We start from the raw sequence: 15,912 nt of genomic DNA, 5'->3' as shown, positions 1-15,912 counted from the left end.
CGATATGAGCACGGCATGGCACATTCCACTATGCGGGCGATTCACCCCCTGCCCGTGTACCAGGAGTTGGCCCCCTGGCCGGCCCGGACCGGCGTACGCATGGTCGATGGCGTACAAGGCGAGCCCCGGCTGGACGGCCGGCCCGGAAACGAGCGCAGGAGGCGGCGCGCCTCGCGAACGAGACGGGCCGCCTCCTGAAGTGGTGCGTACTCAGAGTGACTTGGTCAACTCAGAGTGACTTGGTCGGAGTCTCCTCCTCGTCCCCGTTCTCGCTCGGGCCGATACGGATCTCGAAGTCACCGTCGTACTGCTCGTGGCCCGCGATCACGGCCTTCTCGACGGCCTCCGTGCCGTGCTCGCCCCGGACGATCAGCGGGTCGTGGCGCAGGTCGCGCATCAGGGCCACGCACATCCCGATCATCACCAGGGTGAAGGGCGCCGCGACCAGGATCGTGAGATTTCGCAGACCGGTCAGCGCGTCGTCGGAACCGTCACCGATGAGCAGCATGATCGCGGCGACGGCTCCCGTCACCATGCCCCAGAAGATGACGACGAGCTTGCCCGGTTCGAGCGCGCCCTTCTGCGAGAGCGTGCCCATCACGATCGACGCCGCGTCGGCACCCGACACGAAGAAGATGCCCACGAGGATCATCACGAGCAGGCTGGTGACCGTGGCGATCGGGTACTCGGCCAGCAGGCCGAACAGCTGGGCCTCGGGCGTGGTCTCGTCCTTCAGACCGCCCCGCTCGCTGACCGTCATGGCGGAGCCGCCGAAGACGGCGAACCAGATCAGGCTGACCGTGCTGGGCACCAGGATGACGCCGCCGACGAACTGGCGGATCGTACGTCCCCGGCTGATCCTGGCGATGAACATGCCCACGAAGGGCGTCCACGAGATCCACCAGGCCCAGTAGAAGACGGTCCAGCCGCTGAGCCAGTCCGCGACGCCCTTGCCGCTGGAGGCCTCGGTGCGGCCCATCAGCTGCGGGAGGTCGTTGAAGTAGGCGCCGAGGGACGTCGGCAGCATGTCCAGAATGATGACCGTGGGGCCCGCGATGAAGACGAACAGTACGAGAACCCCGGCGAGCACCATGTTGATGTTGGACAGCCACTGGACGCCCTTCTCCACACCGGAGACGGCGGACGCAACGAAGGCCAGGCTCAGCACGGCGATGATGACGACGAGCAGGCCCGTGCCCGCGTTCTCCATCCAGTCGAGCACCTCGACGCCACTGCCGATCTGCAGCGCGCCGAGACCGAGGGAGGCCGCCGAGCCGAACAGCGTGGCGAAGATGGCCAGGATGTCGATGACGCGGCCCCAGCCGCCGTTGGCGCGCTTCTCGCCCATGAGCGGCGTGAACACGGCACTGATCGTCTGGCGCCGGTTGCGCCGGAAGGTGCTGTACGCGATCGCAAGGCCCACCACGGCGTAGATCGCCCACGGGTGGAGCGTCCAGTGGAAGAGGGTGGTGGCCATGGCGGTTTCCATCGCCGCCGCGGAGTCCGCGGGGTCGGTGCCCGGCGGTGGCGTCGTGAAGTGGGCGAGCGGCTCGCTCACGCCGTAGAACATCAGGCCGATGCCCATGCCGGCGCTGAACATCATCGCCACCCAGGACACCGTGCGGAACTCCGGAGTCTCACCCTCCTTGCCCAGGGTGATCTTCCCGTACCGGCTGATGGCCAGCCAGAGCGCGAAGACCACGAAGCCGCTGGCGGTCAGCATGAAGAACCAGCCGCCGTTGTGCATCAGGCCGTTGAGCATGTCCGTGGAGATGTCCTGAAGGGAATCCGTCGCCACGGCGCCCCAGACCACGAAGGCCAGGGTCAGCACGGCGGTCACTCCGAACACGACCCGGTCGGTCTGTGGAGTCCGGCCGCCGGGGGCGGGAGTCATGATCGCTCCCTCTCCCCCGTCGTCCGATTTCTGCTGGTCTTGCGTCACAAGTGCACCTTTCACGGATGTCGACGACGTGCCAAATCTTTACTCCGCTACCCCCTACCACATGTGACGCACCTCTCACCTACTCAACAGTCAGTGTCGGGTCGACCTGTGACGAGGTGATACGAAGCGCGCTCGTCGAGGAGCAACGGTACGAGAGATCGCGCCGACTGCCGCATCGGCACATAGGCTCCGCCTCCGTCCCGCCTTACCTTGACCCCGTGCAGGGCGAGTTCGTCCTTTATGTCGCCGTACTGGGCCGCATCGAGCCCATAGCCGCAGGGCGGGTCCTGGATCACCTCGGACGGCTCGGCCGGGTCGTTGTCCGCGCCGCCGAGATAGATGGGGCCGCGGTCACGGAACCCTTCGATGCGTGCGGCGCCGGTGGCCGCCTCCAACTGACCGCGCCGCTCGTCGGCGTAGGCGAACAGGCCGCCCAGCGCCGAGAGTTGGGACTTCGCGCGGCGCCGGTTGTTCAGGGCGTCGTCCTTCTTCTCGGCGTCCGTCAGGGGGTCGACGCGGCTCTCGATGAGCAGTCCCGCCGCGTGCTTGATGCCGGAGACGTTGCGCAGGATGCGCTCCTGGCCGTCACCCGCCGTCTGCTTGATGGGTTCACCGGTCACGGGATCCGTCCAGATCCCGTAGGTTCCCGTCGTATACCCCGACTTGTCGGCTGCCGGCCTGACATACGCCTCGGACAGGGTCCGCGCCTCCTTGTGCACCGCGTCGTCGGTGTTGAGGTTGCGCGGCCACAGGTCGAACAGGTCCTTGTCGTAGTACTTCGGGGTTGCTCCGTACTCGTGCAGGTCGTAGATGGAGTCGGGCTTCCTGTCGCGCATGACGGCGGCCATGGCGCGGGCTTCCGCGGTCTGCAGGGCGATGTGGTCGCGGTTGATGTCGACGCCGTCGGAGTTGCCGCGGGTGTTCGCTGCGCGGCCGTCCGGGTTGGCGGTGGGAACGACGAGGAGCGTGGTGCGCGAAAGGAACGTGCGGGTCTTCTTGTCCTTCGCGTACGCCAGATCGCGGATGGTCGACAGACACGCGTCGCGGCCCGACGGCTCGTCGCCGTGCTGGCTGCAGATCAGCAACACCGTGTTCTTCGTGGGGCGTTCACCGATGCGGACCAACTGCACGGGCCGGTCCTGCTTCGTGGTGCCGATGCGGGACACCGAGACCCGGTCGCTCGCCCTGTCGACGGCGGCGAGGAACTCCTGCTCCTGGGGTTGACTGGTCCAGCGTGCGCCGTTGCTCTCCTCGAACCCGGTGCGTGGCGGGGACGGCTTCGCCTGCGCGGGCGCGGTCAGGAGCGGTGCGGCGAGCGCGGCGGTGACGCAGGCGAGCGCCACGGTGCGGACGCGGGGCGTGAGGCCGGTGCGGGCTCTCATGTAGTGCTGCCTCCTGGTACGGGGCGGAACGGACGCGGCGGGGCCACGCCGTCGAGACGGGACTCGTGGGGGGTGACGGTCTTGGCGGTACGGAACGCGTCGGCGCCGCCGACGAGCGGCACCTTCGCCGAGGTGCGGGCGAGGTCGATGGCGAGCGTCGGGGTGTCGGCGGGGGGATCGATGAGGTCCTTGTCGGTGCCCGCGACGATCAGCGCGAGGCGGTGGCCCTTCGGTACGACGTGGTCGCTCGCGGCCAGGTCGAGGGTGATGGTGTGCTTCTTGCCCGGCGTGAGGGGGCGGCCCTTGTGGTCGTCGGCCCAGTTGCCGAGGTCGGCCCAGCCGCGGCTGAAGATCGTGAAATCGACGTCGGCGGTCTTCGTCTCCGTCTCCTTGAAGCAGGAGCTGTCACCGCTGGTGCTCGGGCCCCAGCAGGTGCGTTCCGGGAGGGTGGTGATGCCCTCGCCGGAGCTCGCGTAGTCGCGGATGGTGGCGGGGCCGAGGTCGACCAGGACCGCGGAGAGGTGGGCGGTGCGGGTCGTCGGGGTGGCGGTGACGGTCACCTCGGAGGAGCCGGACAGGCGCAGGTCGCGGCCCAGCGGCTTGCTGACGAACCCGGCCTTCGAGGGGGTGGAGGTGTCGATCTGCGCGGCCCAGTCGGTCTCGCTCAGCTTCGGGTCGTCGGTGAAGGTCTCGCTGCCGGTGCCGTGGCGGGTGCCGAGGGTGCCGACGCCGGGTGAAGTCCCCTTTCCGGGGCGGAGCTTGACCGTGTCCGTGCCGCGCGGGGGCCAGACGCGGTCGGTGGTCCACCGGTCGGGCGCGCGCTCGATGTCGGCCATGGGCTCGCGGTCGATGCCGTTGTCGTGGCCGAGGAGTTCGTGGTCGAACCACCGGTGCAGGGTGCGCACCCACGCGCCACGGCGGAAGTCGAAGGGATCGACGTGTCCGGTCTGGCTGAGCCACACCTTGCGGTCGACGCCCGCGTCGGCGAGCGCGTCCCACCACTGGCCGAAGTGCTTCATCCGGACGTTCAGGTCCTGCATGCCGTGCACGGCGAAGACGCTGGCCCGCACCTTGTCCGCGTCCGGGACGTGGTCGCGTTCGCTCCACAGCCGGGTCCAGTCGCCGGTGCGGGGCGCCTCGTCGATCAGCCGCTGCTGTACGGCGCCGCAGCGGGCCCGCGCCTCGGGGCTCTCCACGTTGTCCGACAGCCACTCGGGGCCGCTGGCGTAGAGCGGGGCCCCCTTGGCGAAGTAGTAGTCGTACCAGGAGGAGATCGCGCCGATCGGCACGATGGTCTTGAGACCTCGCACTCCAGTGGCGGCCACGCCCTGCGCGACGGTGCCGTCGTAGCTCTTGCCGATCATTCCGGTGGCGCCCGTCGTCCAGGTCGCCTTGGTGCTCTTGCCGCCGGTGCGGGTGGTGTAGCCGCGGGCCCGGCCGTTCAGCCAGTCGACGACGGCCTTGGCGGACTGGACGTCGGAGCGGCCGCCGACATCCACGCAGCCGTCGGAGCGGTTCGTTCCCGCGAGGTCCACGGCGACGAATCCGTAGCCGCGGGGGACGAAGTAGTTGTCGTAGTAGAGCGGGAACTGGACGGGGTCGCCGTTCGCGTCGTACGTCTTCTTCTGGCTCTCGTTGCCGCGCCCGCAACAGGAGTAGTACGGGCTCGCGTCCATGATCACCGGTATCTTCCGGCCCCGCGCGGCCGGTTCGCGGGGCCGGACGATGTCGACGGCGACACGGTCGGACTTCCCGTCACCGTCCCCGTCGATCCTCGTGTCGACCCAGACGGATTCACGGATCGCGCTCGCGTACGAGTAGACGGGCTTGCTCTCGCGTGGGGCGCTCGGCGCCCCCTGTGCGGGACCCGGGGCCACGAGCGTGGCCAACAGGGCGGCGAGGGCCGCCGTCAGCAGTGCTCTCCAGATCAAGCGCGTGCGACGCGCACGTATCGGCATGGCGCGGAAGGTACACCGGTCAACTCCCGCGCGACAGGGGGCGGTACGCGCCGATGACAGCCTCGTGGGGCGTTTTGGCACATGTCGGCCGAATGGCGATCGTGTGACAGCAGCGACCATGGACATGACGCGTGGCCACGGGGCTCAATAAGGTCGGACGCATCTTCGGACGCACCTACTGAAGTGGCCCTACGACTTGTACGACTTGGAGCTCTTGTGCACCGCAGACTCATCGCGCCGGGCGCGCTCGCGGCCTCTCTCCTGCTGGCGATCCCGGCATCGGCCGCTGACTTCACCCCCGGCGCCCCGGGTATCGGCGATCCCTACTACCCGGCGAGCGGCAACGGCGGCTACGACGTGTCGCACTACGACCTGCGGCTGAAGTACCAGCCGAAGACCGACCTGCTCGAAGGCACGGCGACCATCAACGCCACCACGACGCAGGATCTCTCCCGCTTCAACCTCGACCTCGGCCTCAAGGTCAGCGAGGTGCGCGTCAACGGCAAGAAGGCCGCTTTCAAGAAGTCCGGCGAGCAGGAGCTGGAGATCACTCCGGCGGCAGGCCTGCCCAAGGGCACGCCGATCACCGTCGTCGTCCGTTACGCGGGCAAGCCGTCCGAAGTGAAGATCAACGGCTATACGGCGTGGGCGCGTACGCCGGACGGTGGCGTGGCGGCGCAGGAGCCCGAGTCGGCCGCCTGGTGGTATCCGTCGAACGATCACCCGCTCGACAAGGCGACGTACGACGTCTCGGTCTCCGTGCCGGACGGCTCGCAGGCCATCTCCAACGGCGTGCTGCAGTCGCAGAGTTCGAAGCTCGGCTGGACGCGCTTCAACTGGCGCTCGAACAAGCCGCAGGCCAGTTATCTGACGACGCTCGCCGTCGGCAAGTTCGACATCACGACGGACAAGACCGCGGACGGCCTGCCCGTCCTGAACGCCTACAGCAAGGACCTCGGTGACAACGCGGGGGCCGCGCGGGCGAGCATCGAGCGCTCCACCGAGGTCGCGGAGTGGCTGGAGACGGTCTTCGGCAAGTACCCCTTCAACGCGCTCGGCGGATACGTGCCGAACGTGACGAGCGGCTTCGCCCTGGAGACGCAGACACGGCCGTTCTACAGCCCGAAGCAGTTCGCGAACGGGTCGAACGTGTCCGTCGTGGTCCACGAGCTGGCCCACCAGTGGTACGGCGACAGCGTGTCCGTCGACGGCTGGAAGGACATCTGGATCAACGAGGGCTTCGCGCGGTACAGCCAGTGGCTGTGGTCGGAGAAGGAGGGTGAGGGCACGGCGCAGGAGCTGGCCGACCACGTGTACGCCCAGCACCCCGCCGACGACCCGTTCTGGAAGGTCAAGCCGGGTGACCCGGGTCCGGAGAACCAGTTCGACATCGCTGTGTACGACCGTGGGGCGCTGGCCCTGCAGGCGCTGCGCAACGAGATCGGCGAGAAGTCCTTCTCAGCGATTTTGAAGGGGTGGCCGAAGGAGCACGCGTACGGGAACGCGAAGGTGAGTGACTTCGTGAAGTACGCGGAGAAGGTCTCCGGCAAGCCGCTGGCCTCGCTGTTCGACGCGTGGCTGTTCCAGCCGTCGCGACCGGATGCGCCGGCCGCCCGGAGCGCGGGGATCGCTCGGTCATCGGCGGTTCCGGCTGCCGCGCCGAAGTCGTGGAAGTCGATCGCTGCGACGAATGGTGTGCACGGGCACGGGCACGGCCGCGGTCACTGATGCTGAACCGCCGCTTCGCGGCGGATGTCTCCCGCCCACCCACCCGATCACCCGGCAGTGAGTTGCTGGGAAGTGCGGGTGGGTGGGGGATCAGCCCCGGTCGAGCGACTTCCGGTTGGCGCGGGCTCTGCGGGCCAGGGGGAGGTACCGCAGGCGTTCCGGGAGCCGCGGGGCCACCGTTCGCACGACTCGGCCGAAGCGACGCAGCCGCCGTTCCTGGGCGGCGGTCCACGGCAGGCCGATGGCCGACCGCGCGTCCGGCGGCATCAGGCCGATCGTGATGAAGCGGCGGAAGCGGGCCAGGGGCGGCAGGAGCAGCGGCCAGAGCGCGCGCAGCGCCACCCGCAGCGGGTAGGGGCCGCGATCCGGCGGCGGGAGCGGGCGGTCCGTGGCGACGAGGTCGCGGACCACCTCGGTCTCCTCCAGCTCATCGGCGAGGACCTTCGCGTAGTACGGCCAGAACTCCTCGAGCGTCTGCGGCATGTCCCGGTCATGGATGCCGAGGATGCGGCCGACCTGGAGCCACTCCGCGTACAGCTGTCGCTCCTGCGCCTCGGTGAAGGCGCGGCTCAGGTATTTCTGGGCGTGCCGGTAGACGGGGAAGCCGGTGGCGTGGACCCACGCGTAGTAGGCGGGCGTGAGCGCGTGGTAGTCGCGGCCGTGCGCGTCCGTGCCCCGTATTCCCTTGTGCAATGCGCGCAGCCTGCGCCCTTCCTCGGCCGCGCTCCCCCCGCCGTAGACCCAGGTCTGCAGCGACCGCAGCGACCGCTCACCGCGCCCCCAGGGGTCGGTGCGGAAGACGGAGTACAGATCGACGCCGGCGCCCACCGCGGGGTGCGCGACCTGCATCGTCAGCGCGGCGGGCAGGGCGAGCAGGGCGCGGACGTCGCCCGCGATGTCCCACAGGATCCCGCCGGGCGGAGGCGGCTCGGGAGCCTGGCGGCGGTCTGGCATCACACGGCTCCCATCGGTCGGCGGGCCCGCCGGTCGGTGCCCGGTATGTGTGTTCCAGTATGCGACTGCCGAGGTCACGGCGTTCGGCCGGAGTCAGCGGAGCAGGGTGAGTTGGGACCGGAGCGCTGCATCACGGCGCCACGGACATCGCGCACCCGGTCGTACGCGGCCGGGGTGCCGCCGGCGTGTGGGCGGGCCTCGGCTGGTCGGGCCGTCGAGCGCGGCTGCTCGGGTGGAAGCGGTCGCTCGCCGAGCCGCTCTCGGTGACGGTGCAGCGGTTCACGCCCTACGCGGACCTGACGTCCTTCGCGACGGCGAAGGAGAAGACGGCGCGGGCGGTGAAGCTCGGTCGCGGGCTGCACGCCCGGTTCTAGTTCTCCCGCGGAGCGTCTATCCACCGAAGATCTACCGAGCAAGGGGGACCAGGAAGCGGCGCGCGAAGTCCCGTACGTGGTCGTCCTCGTCGACCGCGAAACAACTCACCGCACAGGTCCGCCCTCGCGGGCGGCGGCGATCGGGGCTGCGCCGTCCGCCCGGGCCCGCTGCCGCACCTGCGCGGCCTCGCCGGTACGCGGCGCTGCCGGACGTGCCCCTCAGTCCCCGAAGTCGTACACCGTCACCGCGATGCCCCGCTCCACCAGACGCCGGGTGATCAGCGGCTCGACGCGGGACCACTTGCCGCCCGCGAGCCCGCAGCCGATGCGGGGCATGTGCACGGAGGCGTCCAGTTCGGCCGCCTTGTCGGCGAGTGTGCCGAGGGCGGTGTCGATCGCCTCGTACCGCACGGGGACGCCCTTGGAGCCGGTGCGCATGCCGTGCTGGCCGATCATGTTGGCCACCCGTATGTACGGGCTGACCTCGACGAACTGGACGGCTCCCAGACCGAAGTCGTTCTTGGCGCGCTCGCGGTGCCACCGGCGGTACGCCGCCTCCGGCTCGGGCCAGCGGCGGGAGAGCGCGACGACGAAGCCCTTGCCCCAGCCCCCGAGGTCGTTGCAGACGTGGGCGATCAGCTTGACGCCCTTGCCCAACGGCGCGGTGGCGTCACCTCGGATGTAAGTGATCTCCGACATGACGCCACCGTAGGCGCTGCCACTGACAGTGGCTGTTGAGCTGCTGTTTCGTGCGGTTACTTGGTGAGGCTCGCCGCCTCGTGGTCCACCCGGCGGCGGATTCCGTACCAGCCGGCGACCAGGGCCGCCGCGATGATCGGGATGAGGTAGAGCGTCTTGCGGCCGATCTCCGGGTCCTTCCACATCAGGACGAGCACGGAGAGCAGGAAGACGATCGTGACGATCTCCGTGACCGGGCTCCAGGGGAGCCGGAAGCCGGGCCTGGTGATCAGGCCCTCCTTGGCGCGGCGGACGAACGCCAGGTGGCAGACCATGATGATCACCCATGTGCTGATGATGCCGAGGGACGCCACGTTCAGGACGATCTCGAAGGCCTGGCTCGGCATGAGGAAGTTCAGGCCGACGCCGAGCACGCACACCGCGGAGGTGAGCAGGATGCCGCCGTAGGGAACCTGGCTCTTGTTCATCCGCGCCGTGAACTTCGGCGCCGATCCCGCCATCGCCATCGACCGCAGGATGCGGCCCGTGGAGTACAGGCCCGAGTTCAGCGACGACAGCGCCGCCGTGAGGACGACCAGGTTCATCACGTCACCGGCCGCGGGGACGCCGATCTTGGACAGGACCGTCACGAACGGGCTCTGGTCCGCCGAGTACACCGACCCCGGGAGCAGCAGCGCGAGCAGGACGACCGAGCCGACGTAGAAGAGGCCCACGCGCCACATGATCGAGTTCACCGCGCGCGGGACGACCTTGTGCGGCTCGGCGGTCTCGCCCGCCGCGACACCGACCAGCTCGAGCGACGCGTACGCGAAGACGACGCCCTGCATGACGATCACGACCGGCATGATGCCGTTCGGCAGGAAGCCGCCGTTGTCGGTGATGACACTCAGGCCTGGTGTCTGCCCGCCCACGTCCTGCTGGGTGACCAGCAGGAAGATGCCGATCAGCATGAAGGCGACCAGGGCCGCGACCTTGACGATCGCGAACCAGAACTCCATCTCGCCGAAGTACTTCACCGAGATCATGTTGATCACGAGGACGACGGCGAGGGCGATCAGCGCGAGCACCCACTGCGGGATGTCGGTGAAGAAGCTCCAGTAGTGCGTGTAGAGCGCGATGGCGGTGATGTCGGCGATGCCGGTGGTCGACCAGTTGACGAAGTACATCCAGCCGGCGACGTAGGCGCCCTTCTCGCCGAGGAACTCACGCGCGTAACTGACGAACGAACCCGACGAGGGCCGGTAGATGACCATCTCGCCGAGGGCGCGCACGACGAAGAAGGCGAAGATGCCGCACACGAGGTACGCGACGGCGAGCGCGGGGCCCGCGGAGTGCAGGCGGCCGCCCGCACCGAGAAAGAGTCCAGTTCCGATCGCACCACCGATGGCGATCATGTTGACGTGACGGGCCTTGAGGTCCTTGCTGTAACCGGCGTCGCCCGCATCCGCGGGGGCCTGGGACGCATCTGTGCGGGATGCGTCCGCAGCGGCCGTGTCTACGGCTTCCTTGCTCACGTGGGGGGTCTACTCTCTGGTGCCCGGAAAACTCCGGTGTCCGGATGTGCTCCGGCCCACGGCACCCCTGACGTGTACGTGGACCGACGCGACACCTTCCCTCAGAGATCCCCCGACATGCGGTGGCGCACGTCACATAGCGGGACTTCTCACATGGTGAGCAGGGGGTGTACAGCTGTTGATCACTGGGTGTACAGGCTGTTGATGGCGTCCCCGCACTTCTCCCTGATGACCCTGCGGCGCAGCTTCAGGGACGGCGTCAGCTCCCCCGTGTCGGGGCCCCACTCCTCCCCGAGGAGCCGGTAGCGCTTGACCTGCTCGGTGCGGTTGAGGCGCGCGTTGGCCGCGTCGACGGCCCGCGCGACTTCCTCCTGTACGGCCTCGCTCGCCATCAGGTCTCCCGTGATCCCCTGGGCGGCGGCCCAGACGGGAGCCAGCTCGGCGTCCAGGACGAGCAGCGCCACCAGGTAGGAGCGGCCGTCGCCGTGGACCAGGGCCTGGCCGATGAGGGGGTGCTCCTTGAGGGTGTTCTCGACGAGCGCGGGCGAGACGTTCTTGCCCGTCGAGGTCACGATCAGTTCCTTCTTGCGGTCGGTGAGCCAGAGGAAGCCGTCCTCGTCGATCCGCCCGACGTCGCCGGTGGCGAACCAGCCGTCCGCGTCGAGGGCCGACTCGACGCCGCCGTCCGGCAGCAGATAGCCGTCGAACACCGTCGCGCCGCGCACCAGGATCTCGCCGTCGCCGGTGGTGCGGATCTCCAGGCCGTCCAGGGGCTTGCCCACCGAGCCGAGCCGGAAGTCGGCCGGGGTGTTGATCGTGACGACCCCGGTCGTCTCCGTGAGCCCCCACGCGTCCATGATCACGATGTCGAAGCCCGCCCAGAAGCGCACGACGTCCAGGGGCATCGACGCCGCCGCGCTCGCGGTCCACACCAGGCGGTCGAACCCGGCCAGGGAGAGCAGCGGGCCGAGGATCTTCTCCTTGGCCTCGCGGTACGCCGTCTCCACGTCGGGCGGCGGTGTCTCGCCGCGCTCGACGTACTCCACGCGCGCGCGTGTCGTCTCGTTCGCCGCCTCGATCGACGCCCGCTGCTCCTCCGGCAGACCGGCGAGCACGGCCTTCACGGACGCGGTCAGCTTCTCCCACACGCGCGGGACCCCGAAGAACTGCGCGGGGCGCAGCTCGCGCGCGGTCGCGGCGACGGCGGTCGGGTCGGCACATAGGTGTACGTGTGAGGCACGGAAGACAGGGAGGTAGATGCCCAGCATGCGCTCGGCGACGTGCGCGAAGGGGAGATAGCTGATGTGCTCCACGAAGTCGGGGAGCTCGACGACGGCGTCCAGGGCGACGCCGTTGAGGACGACGTTGCGGTGCGTGATGCGCACACCCTTCGGGTCGCCGGTGGTGCCCGAGGTGTAGACGACGGTGAGCGGATCGTCGGCCTGTGACTCGCGCCAGCCCTTCTCGAAGGCATCCGGGTCGAACAGCCGGCCGCCGGTGGCGTGCAGGGAGCCGTACGTGCGGTGCGGGCCGGCCTCGGCCGCCTCGACGACCACCAGGCGCTCGATCGGCGCGTCGGGGTCCGTCAGGAGCGGCTCCCAGCGTGCCAGCTCGCGGGCGCCCTCGACGATCGCGAACCGGGCACGGCTGTGCCGGGCGATGTGCGCGATCTGCTCGGGGGCCGACGTGCCGTACACGGTGATAGGAATGGCGCCGATGTGCACGAGCGCGAGGTCGCTCAGCCAGTGTTCGGGGCGGTTGCCCATCATCATCAGGACGTGCTCGCCGCGCCGTACGCCGAGCGCCGTGTACCCGGCGGCGAGGACGGCGACCTTGCGGCGTGCTTCACGCCAGGTCAGTGTCGACCATTCCCCTTCGGGGGTGGCGCGCCAGGAGAGTGCGGGGCGGTCGCCGTGGTCCTCGGCGTTGCGGAGCAGCAGGGCGGGGAGGGTGATGTCGGCGGGTTCCCCGGGGAGTCGCAGGATCGTGGTCATGACCGCCTCCTGGCGTCATCGACGAAGCAAGTGACTGGCCCGGACGCTTTCACAACAGTGGTGAGACAGCAATACTGTTGCACCTGATCGGTGCACAACTGACGGTGCGCTGCTGTGGGTGCTCACCTACTGGTGCACACCTACTGGTGCACAGCTGTCGGTGCTCAACTGGGGAGGCGATGCGCTGCCATGACGATGACGACGGCTTCGGACACGGACGAGCCGACGCTCACGGTCGACGAACTGGCCGCGCGCGCGGGCGTCACCGTCCGCACGATCCGCTTCTACAGCACCAAGGGCCTGCTGCCACCCCCGGTGATCGGCCCGCGCCGGGTCGGCCACTACGGCCAGGAGCATCTGTCCCGGCTCGGGCTCATCGAGGAGTTGCAGCACCAGGGCATGACCCTGGCCGCGATCGAGCGGTACCTGGAACAGCTGCCGCCCGATCTGAGCGCCCACGACCTCGCCATCCACCGCGCGGTGGTGGCTTCTTGGGCCCCCGACTCGGCCGAGGACACCGACCACGCGGAGCTGGAACGCAGAGCGGGCCGTTCGCTGACCCCCGCCGACCTGGACCGTCTTTCGGCGATGGGCGTCGTCGCGCCGACGGAGCCCCAGGGGTCGTACCGCGTGGACCCGGGGCTGCTGCGCCTCGGGGTGGAACTGCTCGACGTGCCCATCGCGCACGAGACGATCCTGGCGGCGCGCACGGTCCTGATGGAGCACACGCGCTCGGCCGCCGTCGAGCTCTCCCGGCTCTTCCGCGACGAGGTGTGGGGCCCCTACCGCGACCGCGAGTCGGACCCCGAACACGTGGCCGCGATGCGCTCCTTGTCGGCCCATATGCAGCCGATGGTGGTGCAGGCCCTGGTGACGGCGTTCCAGCGCTCCCTCAAGGAGGAGCTGCGGGAGTGGCTCGACGAAGGCTGAGCCACTCCCACCCTCCTGCTGTCAGGCGTCGCTGAACTTCTCGCCCTTGTCCGCCTTCTCGACGAGCAGCGCGGGTGGCGTGAACCGCTCCCCGTAGCGGTCGGCCAACTCACGCGCGCGTGCCACGAATCCGGGTAGGCCGCCCTCGTAGCCGTTGATGTACTGGAGCACACCGCCCGTCCAGCCGGGGAAGCCGATGCCGAAGATGGAGCCGATGTTGGCGTCCGCGACGGACGTCAGGACGCCCTCCTCCACCAGGCGCACGGTGTCGAGCGACTCGGAGAAGAGCATCCGCTCCTGCATGTCCTGGAACGGGATCTCCGTGCCCGGCTTGGTGAAGTGCTCGCGCAGGCCCGGCCAGAGCCCGGCGCGCTTGCCGTCCACGTAGTCGTAGAAGCCCGCTCCCCCGCTCCTGCCGGGACGCTCGAACTCGTCGACCATGCGGTCGATGACGGAGTCCGACGGGTGCCCGGCCCAGGTGCCGCCCGCCTCCTCGACGGCGCGCTTGGTCTCGTTACGGATCTTGCGGGGCAGGGTGAGGGTCAGCTCGTCCATCAGGGACAGGACCTTCGCCGGGTAACCGGCCTGGGCCGCCGCCTGCTCGATCGACGCGGGCTCGATGCCCTCGCCGACCATCGCGACGCCTTCGTTGATGAAGTGCCCGATGACGCGCGAGGTGAAGAAACCACGCGAGTCGTTGACGACGATCGGCGTCTTGCTGATCTGGCGTACGAGGTCGAAGGCGCGCGCGAGCGCCTCGTCCCCGGTCCGCTCGCCCTTGATGATCTCGACGAGCGGCATCTTGTCGACGGGCGAGAAGAAGTGCAGGCCGATGAAGTCGACGGGCCGCGTGACGCCCTCGGCGAGCTGGGTGATCGGCAGCGTCGAGGTGTTGGAGCACAGCAGCGCGTCCGGCTCGATGATCTCCTGGATCTCCTGGAACACCTTGTGCTTGAGCGAGGTGTCCTCGAAGACCGCCTCGATCACGGCGTCGCAGCCCGCGAGGTCCTGCGGGTCGGCGGTCGGCGTGATGCGGGCGAGCAGTGCGTCGGCCTTCTCCTGGGTCGTACGCCCGCGCTGAACCGCCTTGGCGCACAGCTTCTCGGAGTAGGCCTTGCCCTTGGCGGCGGCCTCGGCGGAGACGTCCTTGAGGACGACCTCGATGCCCGCGCGGGCGCACGAGTAGGCGATGCCCGCGCCCATCATCCCGGCGCCGAGCACGGCGGCCTTGCGGACCTGGCGCGGCTCGATGCCCTTGGGGCGGTTGGCGCCGGAGTTGACGGCCTGGAGGTCGAAGAAGAACGCCTGGATCATGTTCTTGGCGGTCTGGCCCGTGACCAGCTCGGTGAAGTACCGGGCCTCGATGGTCAGCGCGGTCTCGAAGTCGACCTGCGAGCCCTCGACGGCCGCGGCGAGGATGTTGCGCGGGGCCGGGTAGGGGGCGCCGTTGATCTGCTTCTTGAGGTTGGCCGGGAAGGCGGGCAGGTTCGCCGCGAACTTCGGGTTGGCCGGGGTGCCGCCGGGGATGCGGTAGCCCGGCTTGTCCCAGGGCTGCGCCGACTCGGGGTTGGCGTCGATGAAGGCGCGGGCCTTCTCGATCATCTCCTCGCGGGTGGCGGCCACTTCGTGGACGAGGCCGTTCTCCAGGGCGCGCTTCGGGTTGTACTGGGTGCCCTGGAGCAGCACCTTGAGCAGCGCGTCCGCGATGCCCATCAGGCGCACGGTACGGGTCACGCCGCCGCCCGCCGGGAGCAGGCCGAGGGTGACCTCGGGCAGGCCGATCTTGGAGCCGGGCGCGTCCAGCGCGACGCGGTGGTGGCTGGCCAGGGCGATCTCGTAACCGCCGCCGAGGGCAGCGCCGTTGATCGCGGCGACGACCGGCTTGCCCAGGGTCTCGATGCGGCGCAGGGAGCTCTTGATGGCGACGCCCGCCTCGAACGCGTCCTGCGCGTTCTCGGGGCCCGCCTGCATCATGTCCTTGAGGTCACCGCCCGCGAAGAAGGTCTTCTTGGCGGAGGTGTAGATGATGCCGCGGATGGAGTCCTTCTCGGCCTCCGCGCGTTCGGCGATGGCCGCGATGGAGTCCTTGAACCCCTGGTTCATGGTGTTCGCGGACTGGTTGGGGTCGTCGAGCACGAGGGTGAGGATGCCGGTGGCGTCCATGTCCCAGCGGATGGTGGTGCTTTCGGTCATGGTCTTTTCTCCGTGAAGTCTGATGCGGGCCCTTGGCGGGGGCGGGGTCTGGGGAGGATGGCTGCTCCTCGACGCCGACTGCGGGTCCTGGTGGGTTGCTCGCGCAGTTCCCCGCGCCCCTGAAGGCGTGCGCTGCGCGCAGCCTTCCCCGATGAGATGCCGCACGAAGTGGGCATCTCAGGGGCGCGGGGAACTGCGCGACCAGCCCCCACCGGCGGTCAGTCGGCGAGGAGGGGCAGCCCCG

11 protein-coding genes are annotated in these 15,912 nt (G+C 69.3%); 3 read left to right on the top strand and 8 right to left on the bottom strand.

The window, feature by feature from the left end:
- Window positions 1–229: 229 nt before the first annotated feature.
- The 3 genes from ABXJ52_RS31685 to ABXJ52_RS31675 form a co-directional block, all read right to left on the bottom strand.
- Window positions 230–1,894 carry a BCCT family transporter gene (locus ABXJ52_RS31685; RefSeq protein WP_367046709.1) on the bottom strand — a complete coding sequence of 555 codons (1,665 nt, stop codon included), beginning with the start codon at window positions 1,892–1,894 and terminating at the stop codon, window positions 230–232.
- A 131-nt stretch (window positions 1,895–2,025) separates the two neighbouring features.
- Window positions 2,026–3,324, bottom strand: coding sequence for a M14 family metallocarboxypeptidase (locus tag ABXJ52_RS31680; protein ID WP_367046708.1), 1,299 nt, complete (start codon window positions 3,322–3,324; stop codon window positions 2,026–2,028).
- On the bottom strand, window positions 3,321–5,282 hold the full coding sequence (locus ABXJ52_RS31675; protein WP_367046707.1) for a Xaa-Pro dipeptidyl-peptidase: 1,962 nt from the start codon (window positions 5,280–5,282) through the stop codon (window positions 3,321–3,323). The genes ABXJ52_RS31680 and ABXJ52_RS31675 overlap by 4 nt, the downstream gene beginning before the upstream one ends.
- Window positions 5,283–5,498: 216 nt before the next feature.
- Here ABXJ52_RS31675 and ABXJ52_RS31670 point away from each other — a divergent pair, with 216 nt between their 5' ends.
- Window positions 5,499–7,010, top strand: a complete 1,512-nt coding sequence (locus ABXJ52_RS31670; protein ID WP_367046705.1) for a M1 family metallopeptidase — start codon at window positions 5,499–5,501, stop codon at window positions 7,008–7,010.
- Between the two features lie 90 nt (window positions 7,011–7,100).
- Here ABXJ52_RS31670 and ABXJ52_RS31665 read toward each other — a convergent pair whose 3' ends face one another.
- Complete coding sequence (locus ABXJ52_RS31665; protein ID WP_367046703.1) at window positions 7,101–7,964, bottom strand: oxygenase MpaB family protein; 864 nt, start codon at window positions 7,962–7,964, stop codon at window positions 7,101–7,103.
- 185 nt (window positions 7,965–8,149) lie between these two features.
- Here ABXJ52_RS31665 and ABXJ52_RS31660 point away from each other — a divergent pair, with 185 nt between their 5' ends.
- On the top strand, window positions 8,150–8,338 hold the full coding sequence (locus ABXJ52_RS31660) for a hypothetical protein (RefSeq protein ID WP_367046701.1): 189 nt from the start codon (window positions 8,150–8,152) through the stop codon (window positions 8,336–8,338).
- A gap of 219 nt (window positions 8,339–8,557) precedes the next feature.
- Here the strand turns inward: ABXJ52_RS31660 and ABXJ52_RS31655 are convergent, their stop codons facing one another.
- The 3 genes from ABXJ52_RS31655 to ABXJ52_RS31645 form a co-directional block, all read right to left on the bottom strand.
- Window positions 8,558–9,037: a macro domain-containing protein gene (locus tag ABXJ52_RS31655; protein WP_367046699.1), complete on the bottom strand. Its 480-nt coding sequence runs from the start codon at window positions 9,035–9,037 to the stop codon at window positions 8,558–8,560.
- Between the two features lie 56 nt (window positions 9,038–9,093).
- Window positions 9,094–10,551 carry an amino acid permease gene (locus ABXJ52_RS31650; RefSeq protein WP_367046697.1) on the bottom strand — a complete coding sequence of 486 codons (1,458 nt, stop codon included), beginning with the start codon at window positions 10,549–10,551 and terminating at the stop codon, window positions 9,094–9,096.
- Between the two features lie 182 nt (window positions 10,552–10,733).
- Window positions 10,734–12,545 (bottom strand): AMP-dependent synthetase/ligase, encoded by a 1,812-nt coding sequence (locus tag ABXJ52_RS31645; RefSeq protein WP_367046695.1) that lies wholly within the window; start codon window positions 12,543–12,545, stop codon window positions 10,734–10,736.
- A gap of 195 nt (window positions 12,546–12,740) precedes the next feature.
- Here ABXJ52_RS31645 and ABXJ52_RS31640 point away from each other — a divergent pair, with 195 nt between their 5' ends.
- Window positions 12,741–13,475, top strand: coding sequence for a MerR family transcriptional regulator (locus tag ABXJ52_RS31640; RefSeq protein WP_367049418.1), 735 nt, complete (start codon window positions 12,741–12,743; stop codon window positions 13,473–13,475).
- Window positions 13,476–13,496: 21 nt separating this feature from the next.
- Here the strand turns inward: ABXJ52_RS31640 and ABXJ52_RS31635 are convergent, their stop codons facing one another.
- Window positions 13,497–15,668, bottom strand: coding sequence for a 3-hydroxyacyl-CoA dehydrogenase NAD-binding domain-containing protein (locus tag ABXJ52_RS31635; RefSeq protein ID WP_367046693.1), 2,172 nt, complete (start codon window positions 15,666–15,668; stop codon window positions 13,497–13,499).
- Window positions 15,669–15,912 lie beyond the last annotated feature (244 nt).

The sequence above is a fragment of the Streptomyces sp. Je 1-332 genome, from assembly GCF_040730185.1.
Lineage (GTDB): Bacteria > Actinomycetota > Actinomycetes > Streptomycetales > Streptomycetaceae > Streptomyces.
Note: the sequence above shows the minus strand (reverse complement) of the source record. Positions and strands in the feature narration are given on the sequence as shown.

Bases quoted from the DNA above. Each gene is read 5' to 3' on its own strand.
- ABXJ52_RS31685 (WP_367046709.1), bottom strand. From the start codon at position 1,894: ATGACTCCCGCCCCCGGCGGCCGGACTCCACAGACCGACCGGGTCGTG.
- ABXJ52_RS31680 (WP_367046708.1), bottom strand. From the start codon at position 3,324: ATGAGAGCCCGCACCGGCCTCACGCCCCGCGTCCGCACCGTGGCGCTC.
- ABXJ52_RS31675 (WP_367046707.1), bottom strand. From the start codon at position 5,282: ATGCCGATACGTGCGCGTCGCACGCGCTTGATCTGGAGAGCACTGCTG.
- ABXJ52_RS31665 (WP_367046703.1), bottom strand. From the start codon at position 7,964: ATGCCAGACCGCCGCCAGGCTCCCGAGCCGCCTCCGCCCGGCGGGATC.
- ABXJ52_RS31655 (WP_367046699.1), bottom strand. From the start codon at position 9,037: ATGTCGGAGATCACTTACATCCGAGGTGACGCCACCGCGCCGTTGGGC.
- ABXJ52_RS31645 (WP_367046695.1), bottom strand. From the start codon at position 12,545: ATGACCACGATCCTGCGACTCCCCGGGGAACCCGCCGACATCACCCTC.
- ABXJ52_RS31640 (WP_367049418.1), top strand. From the start codon at position 12,741: ATGACGACGGCTTCGGACACGGACGAGCCGACGCTCACGGTCGACGAA.
- ABXJ52_RS31635 (WP_367046693.1), bottom strand. From the start codon at position 15,668: ATGACCGAAAGCACCACCATCCGCTGGGACATGGACGCCACCGGCATC.